The 16,613-nt window shown below is 72.5% G+C and carries 7 protein-coding genes; 6 read left to right on the top strand and 1 reads right to left on the bottom strand.

The genetic code is table 11. The features are described from left to right. Positions 1-5: 5 nt before the first annotated feature. From JAV51_RS07330 to JAV51_RS07305, 6 genes are read left to right on the top strand one after another with little or no spacing between them, the layout of a single operon-like run. A complete protein-coding gene (locus JAV51_RS07330; RefSeq protein ID WP_231641572.1) occupies positions 6-1,031 on the top strand; it encodes an ABC transporter substrate-binding protein in 1,026 nt (341 codons plus the stop codon). Continuing rightward, positions 1,028-2,041 (top strand): iron ABC transporter permease, encoded by a 1,014-nt coding sequence (locus JAV51_RS07325; RefSeq protein WP_307845763.1) that lies wholly within the window; start codon positions 1,028-1,030, stop codon positions 2,039-2,041. Before JAV51_RS07330 ends, JAV51_RS07325 begins: the two co-directional genes overlap by 4 nt. Continuing rightward, positions 2,038-3,066, top strand: a complete 1,029-nt coding sequence (locus JAV51_RS07320) for an iron chelate uptake ABC transporter family permease subunit (RefSeq protein WP_197319891.1) — start codon at positions 2,038-2,040, stop codon at positions 3,064-3,066. Before JAV51_RS07325 ends, JAV51_RS07320 begins: the two co-directional genes overlap by 4 nt. After that, complete coding sequence (locus JAV51_RS07315; protein WP_197319890.1) at positions 3,063-3,836, top strand: ABC transporter ATP-binding protein; 774 nt, start codon at positions 3,063-3,065, stop codon at positions 3,834-3,836. Before JAV51_RS07320 ends, JAV51_RS07315 begins: the two co-directional genes overlap by 4 nt. Before the next feature lie 45 nt (positions 3,837-3,881). Next, positions 3,882-14,435, top strand: coding sequence for a non-ribosomal peptide synthetase (locus JAV51_RS07310; protein WP_197319889.1), 10,554 nt, complete (start codon positions 3,882-3,884; stop codon positions 14,433-14,435). After that, positions 14,432-15,877 (top strand): DHA2 family efflux MFS transporter permease subunit, encoded by a 1,446-nt coding sequence (locus tag JAV51_RS07305; protein WP_197319888.1) that lies wholly within the window; start codon positions 14,432-14,434, stop codon positions 15,875-15,877. The genes JAV51_RS07310 and JAV51_RS07305 overlap by 4 nt, the downstream gene beginning before the upstream one ends. Here the strand turns inward: JAV51_RS07305 and JAV51_RS07300 are convergent. Further along, the gene (locus JAV51_RS07300; protein ID WP_197319887.1) at positions 15,828-16,595 is read right to left on the bottom strand and encodes a 2,3-dihydro-2,3-dihydroxybenzoate dehydrogenase; all 768 of its coding nucleotides are present in this window, start codon (positions 16,593-16,595) and stop codon (positions 15,828-15,830) included. The two genes, JAV51_RS07305 and JAV51_RS07300, sit on opposite strands and share 50 nt — an antisense overlap. Positions 16,596-16,613 lie beyond the last annotated feature (18 nt).

Here is a 16,613-nt window from a genome sequence, read left to right as displayed (position 1 = left end):
GACCGATGTCACGACTCACCTTCCCGCGCCTGTCGAGGAGAACCAGGATCGGTGCTCTCGTCACCGGTGCCGTGCTGGCGCTGGGCGCCGTCGCCGGATGCGGCGACGGCGCCGACGACGGGGCCTCCGCGAACGACGGAGCCACGCGCGTGTTCACCGCCGACAACGGCGACGTCACCATCCCCGCCGACCCGCAGCGGGTGGTGGCCACCGGCTACGCCGTGCCCGTGCTGATCGAGGCCGACGCCCCGCTCGTCGGCATCTCCACGTGGAAGCGTGGCGAGCCGATGATGAGCGACGAGGACCTCGCCACCTACAACGAGCTGCCGAAGGTGGCCGGTGAGTCCGCGGCGGAGACCAACTACGAGGCCATCGCCGAGGCGAAGCCCGACCTGATCGTCATCGGTGTCCCGGCCCCGGTGCTCAAGGACGTCGACGTCGAGCGGCTGGAGTCGATCGCTCCCGTGGTCGCCATCGGACCGACCGTGCCGTCGGCGTGGCGTGAGCTGTCGCGTCAGCAGGCCGACGCCGCGGGCGCGCTGGAGAACTTCGACGCGCTCAAGGCCGAGTACGAGGAGAAGGCGGCCCAGCTTGCGGAGAAGTACGAGAGCGTGCTGCCGTCGCTGAAGCTGGCCCACGTGGGCTCCTACGGCGAGGTCGAGAACGGCAACTTCCAGCGCGAGTTCGACGGCTCGTGGGGCACCAACGTCATCAACGACATCGGCGGCCACTACTACGGCGAGGTGAAGGAGAAGGGCGAAGGCTCGCGTGCGGTCAGCGAGTATCCGTCCATCGAGGAACTGCCCTCGGCGTTCGCCGAGGCGGACGCCATCACCTACACCGTCAACGCCGACGGCTCGTTGCCCGAGTCGGTGAAGTACGTGACCAACTCCGAGCTGTGGAAGAACCTGCCCGCGGTGAAGAAGGACATGACGTTCCCGATCCGCTACACCGAGGCCGCGACCTACGGCCAGGCGATGTTGGCGCTCGACGCGCTCGACGAGTCCCTCGCGCCGCTGCTGGACCAGTGACGCGCACGGTCGCACCCGATCACTCCACGGCGAGGACGGCCCAGGCGGGCGTCCTCGCCGTGGGTGTGCTGGCGCTGGTGGCGGTGTGCGTCGCCGGCATCGCGATCGGCGCCCGCCCCGTGCCGCCCGGTGACGTGCTGCGGGCGTTGTTCGCCTTCGACGGCTCCGACAACCACCTTGTCGTGCGTGACGTGCGACTGCCGCGCACCCTGCTCGGCATCGCCGTGGGTGCGGCGCTCGCGGTGTCCGGCGCCCTGATCCAGACGTTGTCGCGCAACCCGCTCGCTGAGCCCGGTGTCCTCGGTGTGACGCAGGGAGCCGGGTTCGCGCTCACCGTGGGAACGGCCACCGGTATCGCCGTGACGGCCTGGAGCACGCTCGTGGCCGCGGTGGTCGGCGCCGTGCTCGCCACGCTGCTGGTGTACTCGGTCGGACGTCGATCCACGTTGCGGCTGCTGCTGGCCGGTGTCGCGTTCAGCGCGGTGCTGCAGGGGCTGTCGCTCGGCATCCGGCTGATGTCGCCGGACACGCTCGACCGGTTCCGCTTCTGGGCCGTGGGCTCGCTGGCCGGTCGCGAGCAAACCGATCTCACGGTGCCGCTCGTCGCGATCGCGCTGGCCCTGATCGGTGCCGTCGCGCTGGCTCGCACGCTGAATACGGTGGCTCTCGGCGACAGCGTCGCCCAGTCCCTGGGCGCCAACGTCGCGCGCGTGCGCACCCTGACGATCGTGACGATCACGGTGTTGGCGGGCGCGGCCACCGCGGTGGCCGGACCGATCCTTTTCGTCGGTTTGATCGTGCCCCACCTGCTGCGTCGGCTCGCCGCGGGATCGGTGCCGCGACTCGTGGGCTACTGCCTGCTCGCGGGCCCGATCCTCATGGTGGCGGCCGACACCATCTCCCGGGTGCTGTTGCCCACCGGCGAGGTGCCGGTCGCGATCGTCACCGCGTTCCTCGGCGGCCCGGTGCTCATCTGGGCCGTCCGGCGTTACGGGGCGGGGTCGTTGTGAGCGCGTCGACCAGTCCGGTCGCCCTCCGGTTCAAGGGCCGCACCTGGTTCGTGAAGCGGCGCACGCTCGTGCTGACGGGTGTGCTCGTCGCCGTCATCCTCGGGCTCGGCTTCACCGCGCTCTGCTACGGAACAACGTGGAGCGACCCCGGCGAGGTCCTGGCCGCGCTCGTCGGCACGAACCCGAGCGTGGTGATCCTCGAATGGCGGTTGCCGAGGGTGGCGGCGGCCATCGTGTTCGGTGCCGCCCTGGGCGTCGCGGGCGCGATCTTCCAGAACCTCACCCGCAACCCGATGGGCAGCCCGGACGTCATCGGGCTGGACGCCGGGGCGTACACGGGCACGCTCGTGGCGATGACGCTGCTGGCGGGCACGTCGGTGCACTTGGCGGCCAGCTCGGTGGTCGGCGGTCTGGTGGCGGCGGCCCTCGTGTACTTCCTGTCGTGGCAGAACGGGCTCTCCGGCCTGCGGCTCGTCGTGATCGGTATCGCGGTGAACGCGATGATCACCGCGCTCAACTCGTGGTTGGTGCTGCGGGCCGAGCTGGAGGTCGCCATCGCCGCCGTGGGCTGGAGTTCCGGTTCCCTCAACGGCATCGACTGGGAGGACCTGGCGCTGCCGTTCACCGTGCTGGGCGTGTTGTTCGTGGCGACGGCGCTCGTGGTGCAGTCGATGCACCAGTCGGCCCTCGGGGACGCGCTCGCCGTCGCCACGGGAGTCGGGCTCGACCGGCTTCGGCTGCTCATGGTGGTGATCGGTGTGGGGTGCACCGCCACGGTCACCGCGATCGCGGGCCCGATCGTGTTCATCGCGCTCGCCGCACCGCAGATCGGCCGTCGACTCGCCCGGGCGTCCGGTGTCGCGGTGCTGCCCGCCGCGTTGACCGGCGCGGTGCTGCTGCAGGTGGCCGACCTGCTCGCGCAGTTGTTGCTGGCTCCGGTGTCCCTTCCCGTCGGTGTGATCACGACCGCGATCGGCGGTGGCTATCTGATGTGGCTGTTGGCCCAGGAGGTGAGGCGAACGTGACCGCACGACTTCGTGCGCGGGACCTGACACTGCGGTACGGCGACCGTGTGGTGTCGCGCCGCTTGACCCTCGACGTGCCCGACCAGGCATTCACCGCCGTGGTGGGCCCCAACGGGTGCGGCAAGTCCACCCTGCTGCGGTCGTTCGTGCGACTGATGAAACCCGCCGAGGGCAGCGTGTCGTTCGACGGCAAGGACGTCGACACCTACGCGCCGAAGCAGCTCGCGCGGCTCCTGGCGTTCCTGCCCCAGGACCCGCTGGCACCCGAGGGAATCAAGGTGCGACAGCTCGTGGGCCGCGGCCGCTTCCCGCACCAGTCGTTGCTGTCGACGTGGACGTCGCAGGACGCCGAGGCGGTCGCCGACGCGATGCGGGTCGCGGGGGTGGAGGAGCTCGCGGAGCGGCCGGTGCAGGAACTCTCCGGGGGACAACGGCAGCGGGTCTGGGTGGCGATGGTGCTGGCCCAGCAGACGCCGTACCTGCTGCTCGACGAACCGACGTCCTTCTTGGACATCACGCACCAGTACCGCCTGCTCGAACTGCTGTCGGCGTTGCGCGACGAGGGTCGGACGATCATCGCGGTGCTGCACGACATCAACCAGGCGTGCCGGTTCGCCGACCATCTCGTCGCGATGGAGGAGGGCCGTGTCGTCGCCGAGGGACGGCCCGCCGACATCGTCGACACGGTCCTGATGAAACAGGTCTTCGACCTGCCGAGCGTCGTCGTGCCCGACCCCGTGACGGGCACGCCGATGGTGGTGCCGGAGTGAGCTGAACCCAGCTCCACCGCACCGGTCCGACCCAGGGAGTGAAGAGTGAGCACGGTCGAGGAACCCGCGCGCACGGCCACGGTCTTCGCGCTGACCAGCGCGCAGCTCGGCATCTGGAACGCACAGCGCCTGGAGCCGGAGTCGCCGTACTACGTCGTCGGCGACGTGGTCCAGATCCGTGGGTCCGAGCCCGTCGACCTCGCCCGCCTCGCCGAGGCGATGGTGGGAACGGTCGGTGACGCAGAGTCGTTGCGGCTGCGGTTCGCCGAGACTCCCGACGGCCCGCGGCAGTGGGTCTGCGACGACCCGGTGGCCGAGCCCCGGGTGTTCGACGTCAGCGGTGAGGTCGACCCGATGGCGGCGGCGGAGGCGTTGGTGCGGCGCGAGCGGTTCGCCACCGCGGAGGCCTGCCGGGGCATGGTCGACCGTCCGCTCTTCTCCCAGGTGATCATCCGGCTGTCCGAGTGCGAGGTCTGGTACACCCAGCTCGGCCACCACCTGCTCTTCGACGGCTACAGCGCGGCAATGCTCGCGCGCCGTACCGCTGCCCGCTACACGGCCGCCGTGCGGGGTGAGGACCCGCCGCCCTCGTCGTTCAGTCCGTTCGCCGAGTTCGTGCGCGCCGATCGCGAGTACCGGGACAGCGACCGCCCCGAGCGGGATCGCGCCTACTGGGTCGATCGGCTCACGCCGCTGCCCGAGGTCGGGGAGTGGACCTCCGGTGCCTCCGGCGCGCCGAGCGCCACCGTGTCGGCCGAGACGGTGGTGTCGGCGGAGGAGTTCGGTCTCCTGCGGAAGTTCGCCGACGAGCTGAACGTCACCTGGGGCGACGTGGTGCTGGCGAGTTACGCGGCCTTCCTGCACCGCGTGCTGGGACACACCGACGTGGTGTTCGCGCTGCCGCTGATGTGCCGCACGAGCGCGGCGGAACTGCGCACGCCCGGCATGGCGGTGAACGTGCTGCCGCTTCGGGTCGAGGTGCGCAGCGGCGATCGGCTCGACGTACTGGCTCCCCGCGTCGCACAGGCGATGCGGGAGCTGCGTGCCCACCAGCGGTACCGCGGTGAGGACCTGCCGCGCGACCTGGCGGTTCCCGGCGCCGGGGCGCTGCTGCACGGGTGTGGGGTCAACCTCAAGGCTTTCGACCTCGCCCTCGACTTCGCCGGGGCCACCGGAACCATGCGCAACGTCGCGGGCGGCCCGCCGGAGGACATGGGACTCAGCGTGTTGCCCACCCGCGACGGGGGGCTGCTGCTCGGATTCGAAGTGGACGCGGCGACTCACGACCAGGAGGCCGTCGACGAACGGCTGGCCGCGATGCACCGCCTGCTCACCGAGCTGCCGGGCGCCGCCCGACCCGCCGTCGGCCAGGTGGAGCTGCTCACCCCGCAGCGACGGCGGAACCTCCTCGACGCGTGGACCCCACCCGCACCGGCCGGCACTCCGCTGGACCCCGGCGCGCTCCTCGACGAGCTGGCCACGACGTGCGGGGACGCCACCGCGCTCGTGCACGGCGACAGCCGCCTGAGCTACGCCGACCTCGCCGCGCGCGTGCACCGACTCGCCCGTGCCCTGCGAGCCCGGGGTGTCGGGGCCGAGGACGTCGTGGCGCTGGCCTTGCCGCGTTCGGTCGACATGGTGGTGGCGTTGCTCGCCGTGCTCGACGCCGGTGCCGCGTTCCTGCCGCTCGATCCGGAACACCCGGTGGAGCGCCTGCGCGCGCTGACGGCCGACGCCCGGCCCGCGCTGCTGCTCACCACGCGCGATGACGCCTTGCCGACCGCGTCCGTGCCCCGATTGGACCTCGACGATCCCGGGTTCGTCGCCGAGTGCTCGAACCTGCCGGAGGGACCGCTCGCCGAGCACGAACTGTCCGAGCCTCGCTGGGGAGAGCACCTCGCCTACGTCATCTACACCTCCGGGTCGACGGGAACGCCCAAGGGCGTGCAGGTGCCGGTGGCCGCGTTGCGGGCGCTGCTGCATCACCACCGGTCGACGCTCGTCGCCGAGACCGCGCGGGGCCGTCGGCTGCGGGTCGCGCACACGTACTCGTTCGCCTTCGACTCGTCGCTCGACCAGCTCTCGTGGCTGCTCTGCGGGCACGAGCTGCACGTCTACGACGTCGAGGTGGCCAAGGACGTCGACGCGTTGCTGGCCGCCTACGCCGCCGACCGCATCGACGTCGTGGACACCACGCCGTCGTTGGCAGCACCGCTCGTCGACGCCGGGCTGCTCGACGGCGCACATCCGTTGTCGTTGTTGATCCTCGGCGGGGAAGCCACGCCGCCCGCGCTGTGGCGTCGAGTCGTCGCCTCCGGGGTGCGGGCCCGCAACATGTACGGCCCCACCGAGGCCACAGTGGACAGTATTGGCGCCGTACTCGACGGGGACGAGCCCGTGATCGGCCACCCGCTCGCCGGGGTGCGCGTCTACCTGCTCGACACCGCGTTGCAGCCGGTGGGGCCCGGGGGCGTCGGTGAGCTGTACCTGGCCGGTCCGCAACTCGCTCGTGGCTATCTGAACCGGCCCGGGGTGACCGCCGAACGCTTCGTCGCCGATCCCTTCGCACCCGAGCCGGGTGCGCGGATGTACCGCACCGGCGACCTCGCCCGCTGGGCACCGGGCCGGGGGTTCCTCTACCTCGGCCGCGCCGACGGTCAAGTGAAAATTCGCGGTCACCGGGTGGAACTCGGTGAGGTGGAGGCCGCGCTCGGCGCGCTGCCCGAGGTCAGTGCCGCCGCCGCGGTGGTGCGCCACGAGACCGGCTCGCCTCGATTGGTCGGATACGTCGTGGCCGAACGCGGCGCAGACCTCGCCCCGGACGCCGTGCGCGAGGCTCTCGCCGACCGGCTTCCCGACCATCTCGTGCCCGCGGCCGTCGTCGTGCTGGACGCGTTGCCGCGGACCGTCAACGGCAAGCTCGACCGGGCCGCGCTGCCCGTGCCGCGCACGGCGCGCGGCGGTCGGCCTCCGGCCACCGAACGCGAGCGCGTCCTGTGCCGCGTCGTCGCCGAGGTGTTCGGACTCGACGAGGTCGGTCCCGACGACGACTTCTTCTCCTTCGGTGGCGACAGCATCTCGGCCATCACGGTGAGCAGCCGGTTGCGCGCGGCCGGGTTCGAGTTGCGCCCCCGCGATCTGCTGGCGCGTCGTGACCTCGGCACGCTCGCGCGGCGGTTGGTGGAGCGCACCGACGAAACCGCGACGGTGGTGGACGAACCGGTGGGACCGGTCCCGGCCCCGCCGATCGTGCGCGCCCTGTTCGACGCGCACGACGACCCGAGTGCGGTGGCGGGCTACGCGCAGTGGACGGCGGTGACGGTGACCTCGCCGCCTACGGTCGGCGAGCTGGTGGCGGGCGTGCGGACCGTGCTGGACCGGCACGCCGCGCTGCGGCTGCGCTGGGCGCCGTCGGCCGAACTGGAGGTGCTGCCCGCCGACGCGGTGGACGCCTCGGCGATGGTCGAGCAGGTCGACCTCGCCGAGTGCACCGACGACGCACTGGCCACTCTCGCCGATCGACTCGCCGCCGACCTCGACCCGTCCACCGGCGCCGTGCTCCGCGTCGCGCTCGTCCTCGCCCCGGGGGCCATGCGCGTGCTCGTGCTCGCTCACCACCTGGTGGTGGACGGGGTGTCCTGGCGTGTGCTGGTGCCCGACCTGCGGGAGGCCTGCCTGGCCGCCCGTGAGGGGCGGCCCGCCGCGCTGCCGTCGGGCACACCGGGAACGTCGTGGCGTCGCCACGCCACGGTGCTGGCCGAGCAGGGCCGCACCGGAGCCCGACGGTCCGAACTGGACCATTGGCGAGCGGCGGCGGACCCGGCGTGCCGACCGTTGGGGTGCGCGCCGCTCGACCCGGCCCTCGACACTGCCGCCACTGCTCAGCGTTCGGTGACGGTCGCCGATTGCACGGCGTCGGACGCCGTCCTCACGGCCTTGCCCGCCGCGTACCGGGCCGGCCCCGACGAGGTGTTGCTCGCGGCGCTCGCGTTGGCCCTGCGCTCGTGGCGGGGCGCGCGGGACGCCCTGTCGATCACCGTGGAGCGCCACGGACGTGACGCGCAGGAGCCCGGAGCCGACCTCTCCCGCACGGTGGGGTGGTTCACCAGCGAGTTCCCGGTGCGCGTCCCGGCCGACGCAATCCACACCGACGCCGACCTGCGGGACGCGCTCGCCGGAGGCGACGCGGCGGGCCGGCTCCTGCGCGCGGTGAAGGAAGCGCGCCGTGCCGTGCCGGGGTCGGGCATCGGCTACGGCGTGTTGCGTCACCTCGACACCGACACCGCGGGCGAGCTGGGAAGCGCCCCCGAGGTGGTGCTGAACTACCTCGGCCGGTTCACCTCGCCCGAGGACGGCGACTGGACATTGCCCTCCGGCGACGCCTTCGCCGTGGTGGAACCCGAGGCCAAGGCGCTGGAGCAGGTGCTCGCGCTCAACTGCTTCGTGCACGAGGACGGCCCGTCACCACGGCTGGCCGTCGAGTGGACGGCGGCGCGACGGCTGCTCGACGAGACCGCGGTGCGGGAGTTGCAGCAGGCGTGGCAGTCCGCGTTGACCGCGCTCGCGACCCACGCCGCGCGCCTCGGCCCCGACGGCGGCGGGCTGACCCCGTCGGACCTGCCGCTGGTGCGGCTGGAGCAGTCCGACATCGACGCCCTCGAACGCCGGGGGCGCGTCGTCGAGGTGTTCCACGCGACACCGTTGCAGGTCGGCCTGTCGTTCCACACCCTGACGCGCGACACCGACGACACCGACGTCTACGTGGTGCAGGCCGTGCTGTCCTTGAGCGGTGAGCTCGACCGGGAGCGGTTGGCCGACGCCGCCCGCGAGCTGCTGCGGCGGCAGCCCGCACTGCGTGTCCACCTCGCGACCACCGCCGCCGGGGAGACCGTGCAGGTCGTGCCCGCGGAGGTGACGCTCGACTGGATGGTCGAGGACCTGCCGGCCGAGCAGGACGTCGAGGCGAGCTTCGCCGCCTCGTGCCGGTCCGAACTGGACCGTCCGTTCGACCCGGAGGTCCCACCGCTGCTGCGGTTCCGCCTGTGCACGCTCGGGCCCCGGGAACACCGGTTGGTGTTGACCAATCACCACGCCCTGCTCGACGGTTGGTCGATGCCGCTCGTCGGGCGCACCCTGCTCGGCCTCTACGCCGAGCTGGGCGGAGGTCCGGCCGTGCCCGCCCCGCCGCCGCTGTCGGCCTACCACCAGTGGCTGGCCGAGCGCGACCGCGACGCCGCACTCACGGCCTGGCGGGAGGCCCTCGCCGGGGTCGACGAGGGAACCCGGCTCGCCCCGGCCACCGCACGACCTCGCCTCGACCGGCCGGAACGCGTCACGGTCGACCTCGGCGAGGACTTCAGCGACCGACTCCGCGCGTTCGCGCGGGACCACGGCATCACGGTGACCACCGTGCTGCAGACGGCGTGGGGGCTGTTGCTGGGCAGGCTCACCCGGCGTCGCGACGTCGTCTTCGGCTGCCCGGTGTCGGGTCGCCCCGCCGAGGTCGACGGCGTGGAGTCGATGGTCGGCCAGCTCGGCAACACCATCCCGGTGCGCGTGCGGTTCGACCCCCGGCAACGCGTGGGCGAGGTGCTGGCGCGCGTGCACGAGGAGTCGGTGGCCCTCACCGAACACCACCACCTCGGCCTGCCGGACATCCAGCGCGCGGTGGGTGTGGGCGAGCTGTTCGACACGATGCTGGTGATGGAGAACTTCCCGTTCTCCGGGCGCGGCGCGATGCCGGTCGTGCCGGGGCTGGAGTTGGCCGGGGTGCGGATCACCGACGCCACCCACTACCCGCTGACGGTCGTCGTGATCCCCGAGGACGAGATCACCATCGGTCTCGGCTACCAGCCGCACGTCTTCGACGAGGACACCGTGCGCGCCTACGGCCGCTGGCTGCACACGATCCTGCGGGAGATCGTCGCGGACGTCGACCGGCCCGTGGGCCGGGTGCCGATGCTCGACACCGAGGAGACCGAGCGCATGCTGCGGCTCGGCACCGGCCCGTCGACCCGACGTCGGGACGCGTTCCTGACCGAGTTCGCGCGCTGGGTGGCCCGCAAGCCCGACGCCGAGGCCGTGGTGTGTCGCGACCGGCGGCTCACCTACGCCGAGCTCGACCGGCTCGCCAACCGCCTCGCACACGCGCTCCTGGCCGCCGGTGTCGGCCAGGAGGACCCCGTCGGCGTGCTGCTCGGCCGTGACGTCGAGATGATCGTCGCGCTGTTCGGCGTGTTGAAGGCGGGTGCGGTGTACCTGCCGCTCGACCCGAACTACCCGGCCGAGCGCCTCGCCTACATGGTCGGCGACGCCCGGCCCGCCGCGTTCGTCACCGACGCCGACGCCCTCGACGTCCTCGGCGGCGCCGTGCCCGGTGACCCCACCGCCCCGGTGCTGCGGGTGGACGCCCCGGAGGTGCTGGGCGACCCGGCCGTGCCGGAGCGCGACACCGACCCCGCCCACGCGAGGGCGGGGCTGTCCGAGGACTCGCTCGCCTACGTCATCTACACCTCCGGAACGACCGGGAAGCCGAAGGGCGTCGCGGTGACCCACCGGGGAATCCCGGATCTCGTGTCGTTGCAGGAGGACGTCGTCGGGGTCACCGAGCACGACCGGTACCTGCACTTCGCGTCGACCAGCTTCGACGTGGCGTTCTGGCAGACGATGGTGCCGCTGTGCTCCGGCGGGACGCTCGTCGTCGCCCCGGAGGAGGTCCGGGTGCCCGGCGACGAGCTGCTCGACTACATCGTCGAGCACCGGGTCACCGGGGTGAACCTGCTGCCGTCGTTCCTCGCCGCCATGCCGGAGGACCGCACCGTCGACGACGACGTGTTCTTCGTCGTCGGGGCCGAACGGCTCGACCCCGAGTTGGCCCGCCGGTGGGGCGAGGGCAGACGCGCGCTGTTCAACGCCTACGGCCCCACCGAGGTCACGATCAACTCGGTGACCTGGCGCTACCAGCCCGGCGAGTCCGGCGCGGCTCCCATCGGACGGCCCGACCCCAACGTCACGGCCTACGTGCTCGACGACGCGTTGCAGCCCGTGGGGGTCGGGGTGATCGGCGAGCTGTACCTGGGCGGGCCGAAGCTCGCTCGCGGGTACCTCGGGCTGCCGGGGCGTACCGCGCAGGCGTTCGTGGCCGACCCGTTCGTCGGCGTTCCCGGCGCGCGGATGTACCGCACGGGCGACCTGGTGTACTGGCGTGCGGACGGACAGCTCGTGTTCGTCGGCCGCGCCGACCGCCAGGTCAAGATTCGCGGGTTCCGCATCGAGCTGGGAGAGATCGAGTCCGCTCTCAGCCGCCATCCGGACGTGCGCGGCTGTGCCGTTGTGGTGCGCGAGGACCGCGAGCGTCGGCTCGTCGGCTACGTCATCCCGGCCGAGGGCGCGCGGTTCGACCCGGCGCGACTGCGCGAGGACCTGCTCACCGAGCTGCCCGACCACCTCGTTCCGACGGCGTTCGTGGCGCTCGACCGGCTTCCGCTCACCCCGGGCGGCAAGCTCGACGAGGCCGCTCTGCCCGCACCGGAGCGAGGCCCGGCCCGCCCGGCGCGGGAGCCCGCCACCCGAGCCGAAGAGGTGCTGTTGCGCCTCGTGCGGGAGCTCGTCGGCACCGACGACGTGACGCTGGACGACCGGTTTTTGGAGATCGGCGGCGACAGCATCGTGTCGTTGCAACTGGTGTCGCGAGCACGTCGCCACGGTCTGCACCTGCGTCCACGGGACGTCCTCGACGGCGCCACGATCGCCGGGATCGCCGCGCGCTGCGTCGAACCGGACGCCGCCGCCGACACTGCTGTCGCTGATACCACCGCCGTCGTGACGGGCGACGCTCCGCTCACCCCGGTGATGCTCGACCTGCTCCGACGCTGCGCCGACACGCCGGGTGGCGTGGACACCGCGCGGGACTTCTGCCAGTGGACCGAACTGTGCGTCCCGGCGGGTGGCTCGGCCGAGGTGTGGCGGGAGGTGCTCGACGCGCTGCTCGCCCGCCACGACGTCCTGCGGGCCCACCTCGCGCGCGGCGACGGGGAGCCGGTGCTCCGCATTCCCGCGCCCGGCGCGGTGACGGCCGCCGCCGTGCTGACCCACGTCGTCGCCCAGCCCGGCGAGGACGTGCGCGAGCGCGTCGACGTGTGGCTCGCCGACGCGCGGGCCGCGCTGGACCTGTGGAACGGGCCGCTGCTGCGTGCGATGTGGGTGGACCGGGGAGCCGACGACCTCGGCAGACTCGTCCTCCTCGCCCACCACCTGCTCGTCGACGGCGTGTCCTGGCGCATCGTGGTGGACGAACTGGCCGAGCTGTACGCCGCGGTCGTCGCCGGCGCGCCGGTTCCGAGCCCTCCCGCGCGCGGCACCTCGTTCCTCGGGTGGGCACGAGCCCTGCGGTCGGCGGCGCCGGGGCGGCACGCGGAACTGCCGCACTGGACGCGAGTGGTCGACGGCCTCGACGCGCCACCGCTGTCGGACGTCGCGCTCGACCCCGCCCGGGACACCGCAGCGACGGCCGTGCATCACGAGATCCGGGTGGCACCCGACCTCACCCGGGCCCTGCTCACGACGATTCCGGCGGCATTCCACACCACGCCGGACGCCGTCCTGCTCACCGCGTTCCTGCGGGCCGTCGGGCGGTGGCGCGAGCGGACGCCGGAGCTGGTGATGGCGTTGGAGAGTCACGGCAGGCCCACCCACGGTCCGGAGGGTGAGGTGGATCTGTCGCGGACGGTCGGCTGGTTCACTGCCGTGTACCCCGCCCACCTGAGGGTGCCCGGGGAGTCGTCGGCTGCCGCGGTGAAGGCGGTGAAGGAACAGCTACGCGCTCACGGCGACGGGCTGGGCCACGGAATCCTCACCGCGGCAGGGGAACCCGACCTCGTCGCGGCACCCCGACCCCAGGTGAGCTGGAACTATCTGGGCCAGTTCCCGGCCGCACCGAAGACGGAGATCCCCTGGCAGGCTCCGCCCGGCGCGACACCGTTCGGCTCGGGAGGGGAGACCCTGCCACTGCCCTACGGGCTCATGGTCGACGCCATGGCCTGGGACGACGGCGACGGCACCGCGCTGCGAGCCCGGCTCACCTGGCCGCGCGCGCTGTTCACCGACGACGACGTCGCCGCCCTGGGCGAGGAGTTCCACCAGCAGCTCGTCGCGCTGGCGGGCGATCCGGAGCTGCTCGCGGGTGCCGGGCACACGCCGTCGGACTTCCCCTCGGTGACTCTCGACCAGGCGGCCGTGGAGGAGCTGGAACGCCGCTACGCCGTCGTCGACGTCCTGCCGTTGAGCCCGCTGCAGCAGCTCATGCTCCACCACACGCGAGCCTCGGTCGGTGGGTGCGATCCGTACACCGTGCAGGCGACGTTCTCGCTCGTCGCCGAACCCGGGGAGATCGACGTGCGGGCGTTGCACGCGGCGGTGGCCGATCTGGTGGCCCGGCATCCCAACCTGGGTGCCGCCTTCCCCGACGCGCCGGGGCTCGACGCCGTCCAGGTTCTCGTCGCCGACGCCGCACCGGACTGCCGTCTCGTCGACCTGTCGCATCTCGTCGGCGAGGAGCAGCAGCGGGCGGTCGAGGACGTGCTGGAACGGGACTTCGCGGAGCGGTTCGACCTCGCCGCCGGGGCACCGATCCGGCTCACCGTCGTGCGGCGCGCCGCGAACCGGGCGGAGCTGGTGCTGACCAGCCACCATGTGCTCTCCGACGGCTGGTCCGCACCGAGGATGCTCGCGGAGATCTTCGCCGCCTACACCGCGCGCACGACGGGCACCGCACCGACGTGGCCCGCGCCCGTGCCGTTCACCCGGTACCTGTCCTGGCTGGCCGAGCGCGACCGCGACGCCGACCTCACCGTCTGGCAGCGTGCACTGGCGGGTCTCGGCGAGGGCGACTACCTCGTGGGCGCCGAACTCGAACCCGGTGCCGGACACCCCGCTCCCGTGCTGTTCGACGTCGACGCGGAGTTGGTCGCGCGACTCACCGAGCGCGCGGCGGAGCGGGGACTGACCGTGGGCACGCTCGTGCAGGGTGCGTGGGCGGCCGTGCTGGCGGTGTGGTCCGGACGCACCGACGTGTGCTTCGGCACCATGGTGTCCGGCCGGACCCCCGACGTGGACGGCGTGGAACACGTCATCGGCCTGCTCGCCAACACCGTGCCCGTGCGGGTCCGGCTCGACGGCACCACGGCGGAGGCATTCGCGGCCGTGCAGTCGCGAGCGCACGATCTGGACGGACACCACGCGGTCGCGCTGTCCGACCTGGAGCGGGTCATGGGACTGCGGCGGCTCTTCGACAGTCTGCTGGTGTTCGAGAACTACCCCGTCGATCCGGCTGCGCTCGCCGAGCCCGCCGAGGGCCTTCGCGTGGTGGGGACGCGCTTCCGCGAGTTCACCCACCACCCGGTGACCGTCACGCTCGTGCCGGAGGACGGCGGATGGCACGGCGTCCTCGCCCGGCGGCACGGTGCGCTGACCGAGGCGGACGCCGAGGCGCTGGCCCTGGCGTTGCAGGAGGCGCTGCGCGGGCTCGCCTCCGCCGAGATGCTCGACGCCGACGTGGCCGTGTTGCTCGGTCGCTGCGAACGTGCGGTGAGGACGCGATGAGTCGTGACACCGCCGACCGCATCGACGGTCGACTCCTGGCCATCGCGTCGGTGCTCGTGCTCGGCACGTTCATGGCCTCCCTTGACGCCACCGTCGTCAACGTCGGGTTGCGGGAGCTGCGACGGGAGTTCGACGCCTCGATCACCGAGGTGCAGTGGGCAGGCACCGCCTACCTGCTCGCGGTGGTGGCCGCCGCGCCCACGGCGGGCTGGCTGGGCGAACGCGTCGGACTGCGCCGCACGTGGTTGGGCGCGGTGACGCTGTTCCTCGCCGGGTCCGCCGCGTGTGCGCTCGCCTTCTCCATCGGCTCGCTCGTGGCCTTCCGGGTCGTCCAGGGGCTCGGGGGAGGACTGCTGGTGCCCACCGGGCAGGCTCTGCTCGCGGCGGTGGCGGGCCCGAGCCGGACGGGACGGCTCATGAGCATCGTCGGGATCGTCCCCATGCTCGCGCCGGTTGTCGGCCCGCTCGCCGGTGGTTCGATCCTGAGCGTCGCCGACTGGCCGTGGCTGTTCGCGATCAACCTCCCGGTGGGGCTGGCCGCTCTGCTGCTCGCGCGGCGACTCGTCCCGGCCGTGCCGCGGTCCGGGGCCACGACCCGCTTCGACGTGCGCGGCGCGGTGCTGTTGTCGCCGGGGCTCGCGCTGGTCGTCCTCGGTCTCACGGAGCTGGCCTCCGACCGGGCCAGCCTCGTCTCGACCGTGCCTCCACTGGCGCTCGGCGTGCTCATGCTCGCGGCGTTCACCCGGCACGCGCTGCGCGGCGACCGCGTCCCGTTGTTGGACCTGCGGTTGTTCGCGACGCCCCCGACCCGTGCCGCCGCGCTGGCGCTGTTCGTGGCCGCTGCGTCGGTGTTCGGCACGATGTTCCTGCTGCCGCTGTACCTGCAGTCGGGGCGCGGCCTCAGCGCGTGGGACACCGGGCTCATGCTCGCGCCGCAGGGAGTCGGGGCGCTCGTCGGTTCCCTGGTGGTGAACCGGACCATCGACCGGCTCGCGCCGCGCACGCTCGCGGTCACCGGTGTCGCACTCGTCATCGTCGCGACCGTGCCGCTCACTCAGCTCGGGGCGCTCTCCGACAGCGTCCTCGCGGCGGTCCTGCTGGTGCGCGGGCTCGGTACCGCCATGATCGCCTCGCCGGTGCTGAATCTCGTCTTCGCGACGGTCGGTCGCGCCGCGCTGCCCCGGGCGTCGAGTGCGTTCGCGTTGCTCAACAACGTCGGTGGGGCGATCGGCACTGCCGTGGTGGCGGTGCTGCTCGACGTGCGGCACACCGTCGAGTCGCCCACGAGCGCGTTCGCCACCACGTTCTGGTGTGTGCTCTCCCTGTGCGTCATGGCCCTGCTGGGTGCGCTACGGCTGCCCGGCGAACACCCGTCGCGCGCCCACGCGGCGCTCACGCGCGCAGGGTCGCACCCCCGTCCACGTAGAGGTCGTGCATCGTGATGTGGCGAGCCTGGTCGGACGCCAGAAACACCACCGCCGCAGCGACGTCCTCGGGATCGGCGATCCGGCCGAGGGGGATGCCGACGCGGTAGCTGTCCAGGTCCCCGCGAACGATCGGGTCCGGCCCCTGCTCGGTCCACATCGACCGCTGCATCGGGGTGTCGGTCGATCCCGGTGCGACGACGTTGCACCGGATTCCGTACTCCGCGAGTTCCAGACCGAGGCATTTCGTGAACATGGTCGCGGCGGCCTTCGACGCGGCGTAGGCGGCCATTCCGCTGCGTGGCACTCCCGCTGCGTTCGACGACACCGTGATCACACAACCGCGCCGTCGTGACACCATTTTCCGCGTCACTTCGCGGGACACGGTGAAGACGCCCGTGGAATTGACGTCGAACGTGCGCGACCATTCTCCGTCGGTGCATTCGGTCACGGGTCCGGTCTGCAGCACGCCCGCCACGTTGGCGAGGACGTCGATGGGGCCGAGTGTGCGCTCGACGTGGTCGACGAGTTCGCCGACCGCGGCCGAATCCGTGACGTCGGCGGTGAATCCGGTGATGCCCTCGACGTCCTCGTAGGTCGCATGCACGTCGGGGGAGCGATCCGCCGCCGCGACCACGGCTCCGTTGTCACGCAGCGCGCGTGCCACCGCCGCGCCGATTCCCCGGGCGGCCCCGGTGACCAGAGCGATGCGTCCGTCGATTCCCTGCAAGCCCACGAGAGTTCCGCCGTTTCC

The organism is Saccharomonospora sp. NB11 (genome assembly GCF_015910535.1).
GTDB lineage: Bacteria > Actinomycetota > Actinomycetes > Mycobacteriales > Pseudonocardiaceae > Saccharomonospora.
Note: the sequence above shows the minus strand (reverse complement) of the source record. Positions and strands in the feature narration are given on the sequence as shown.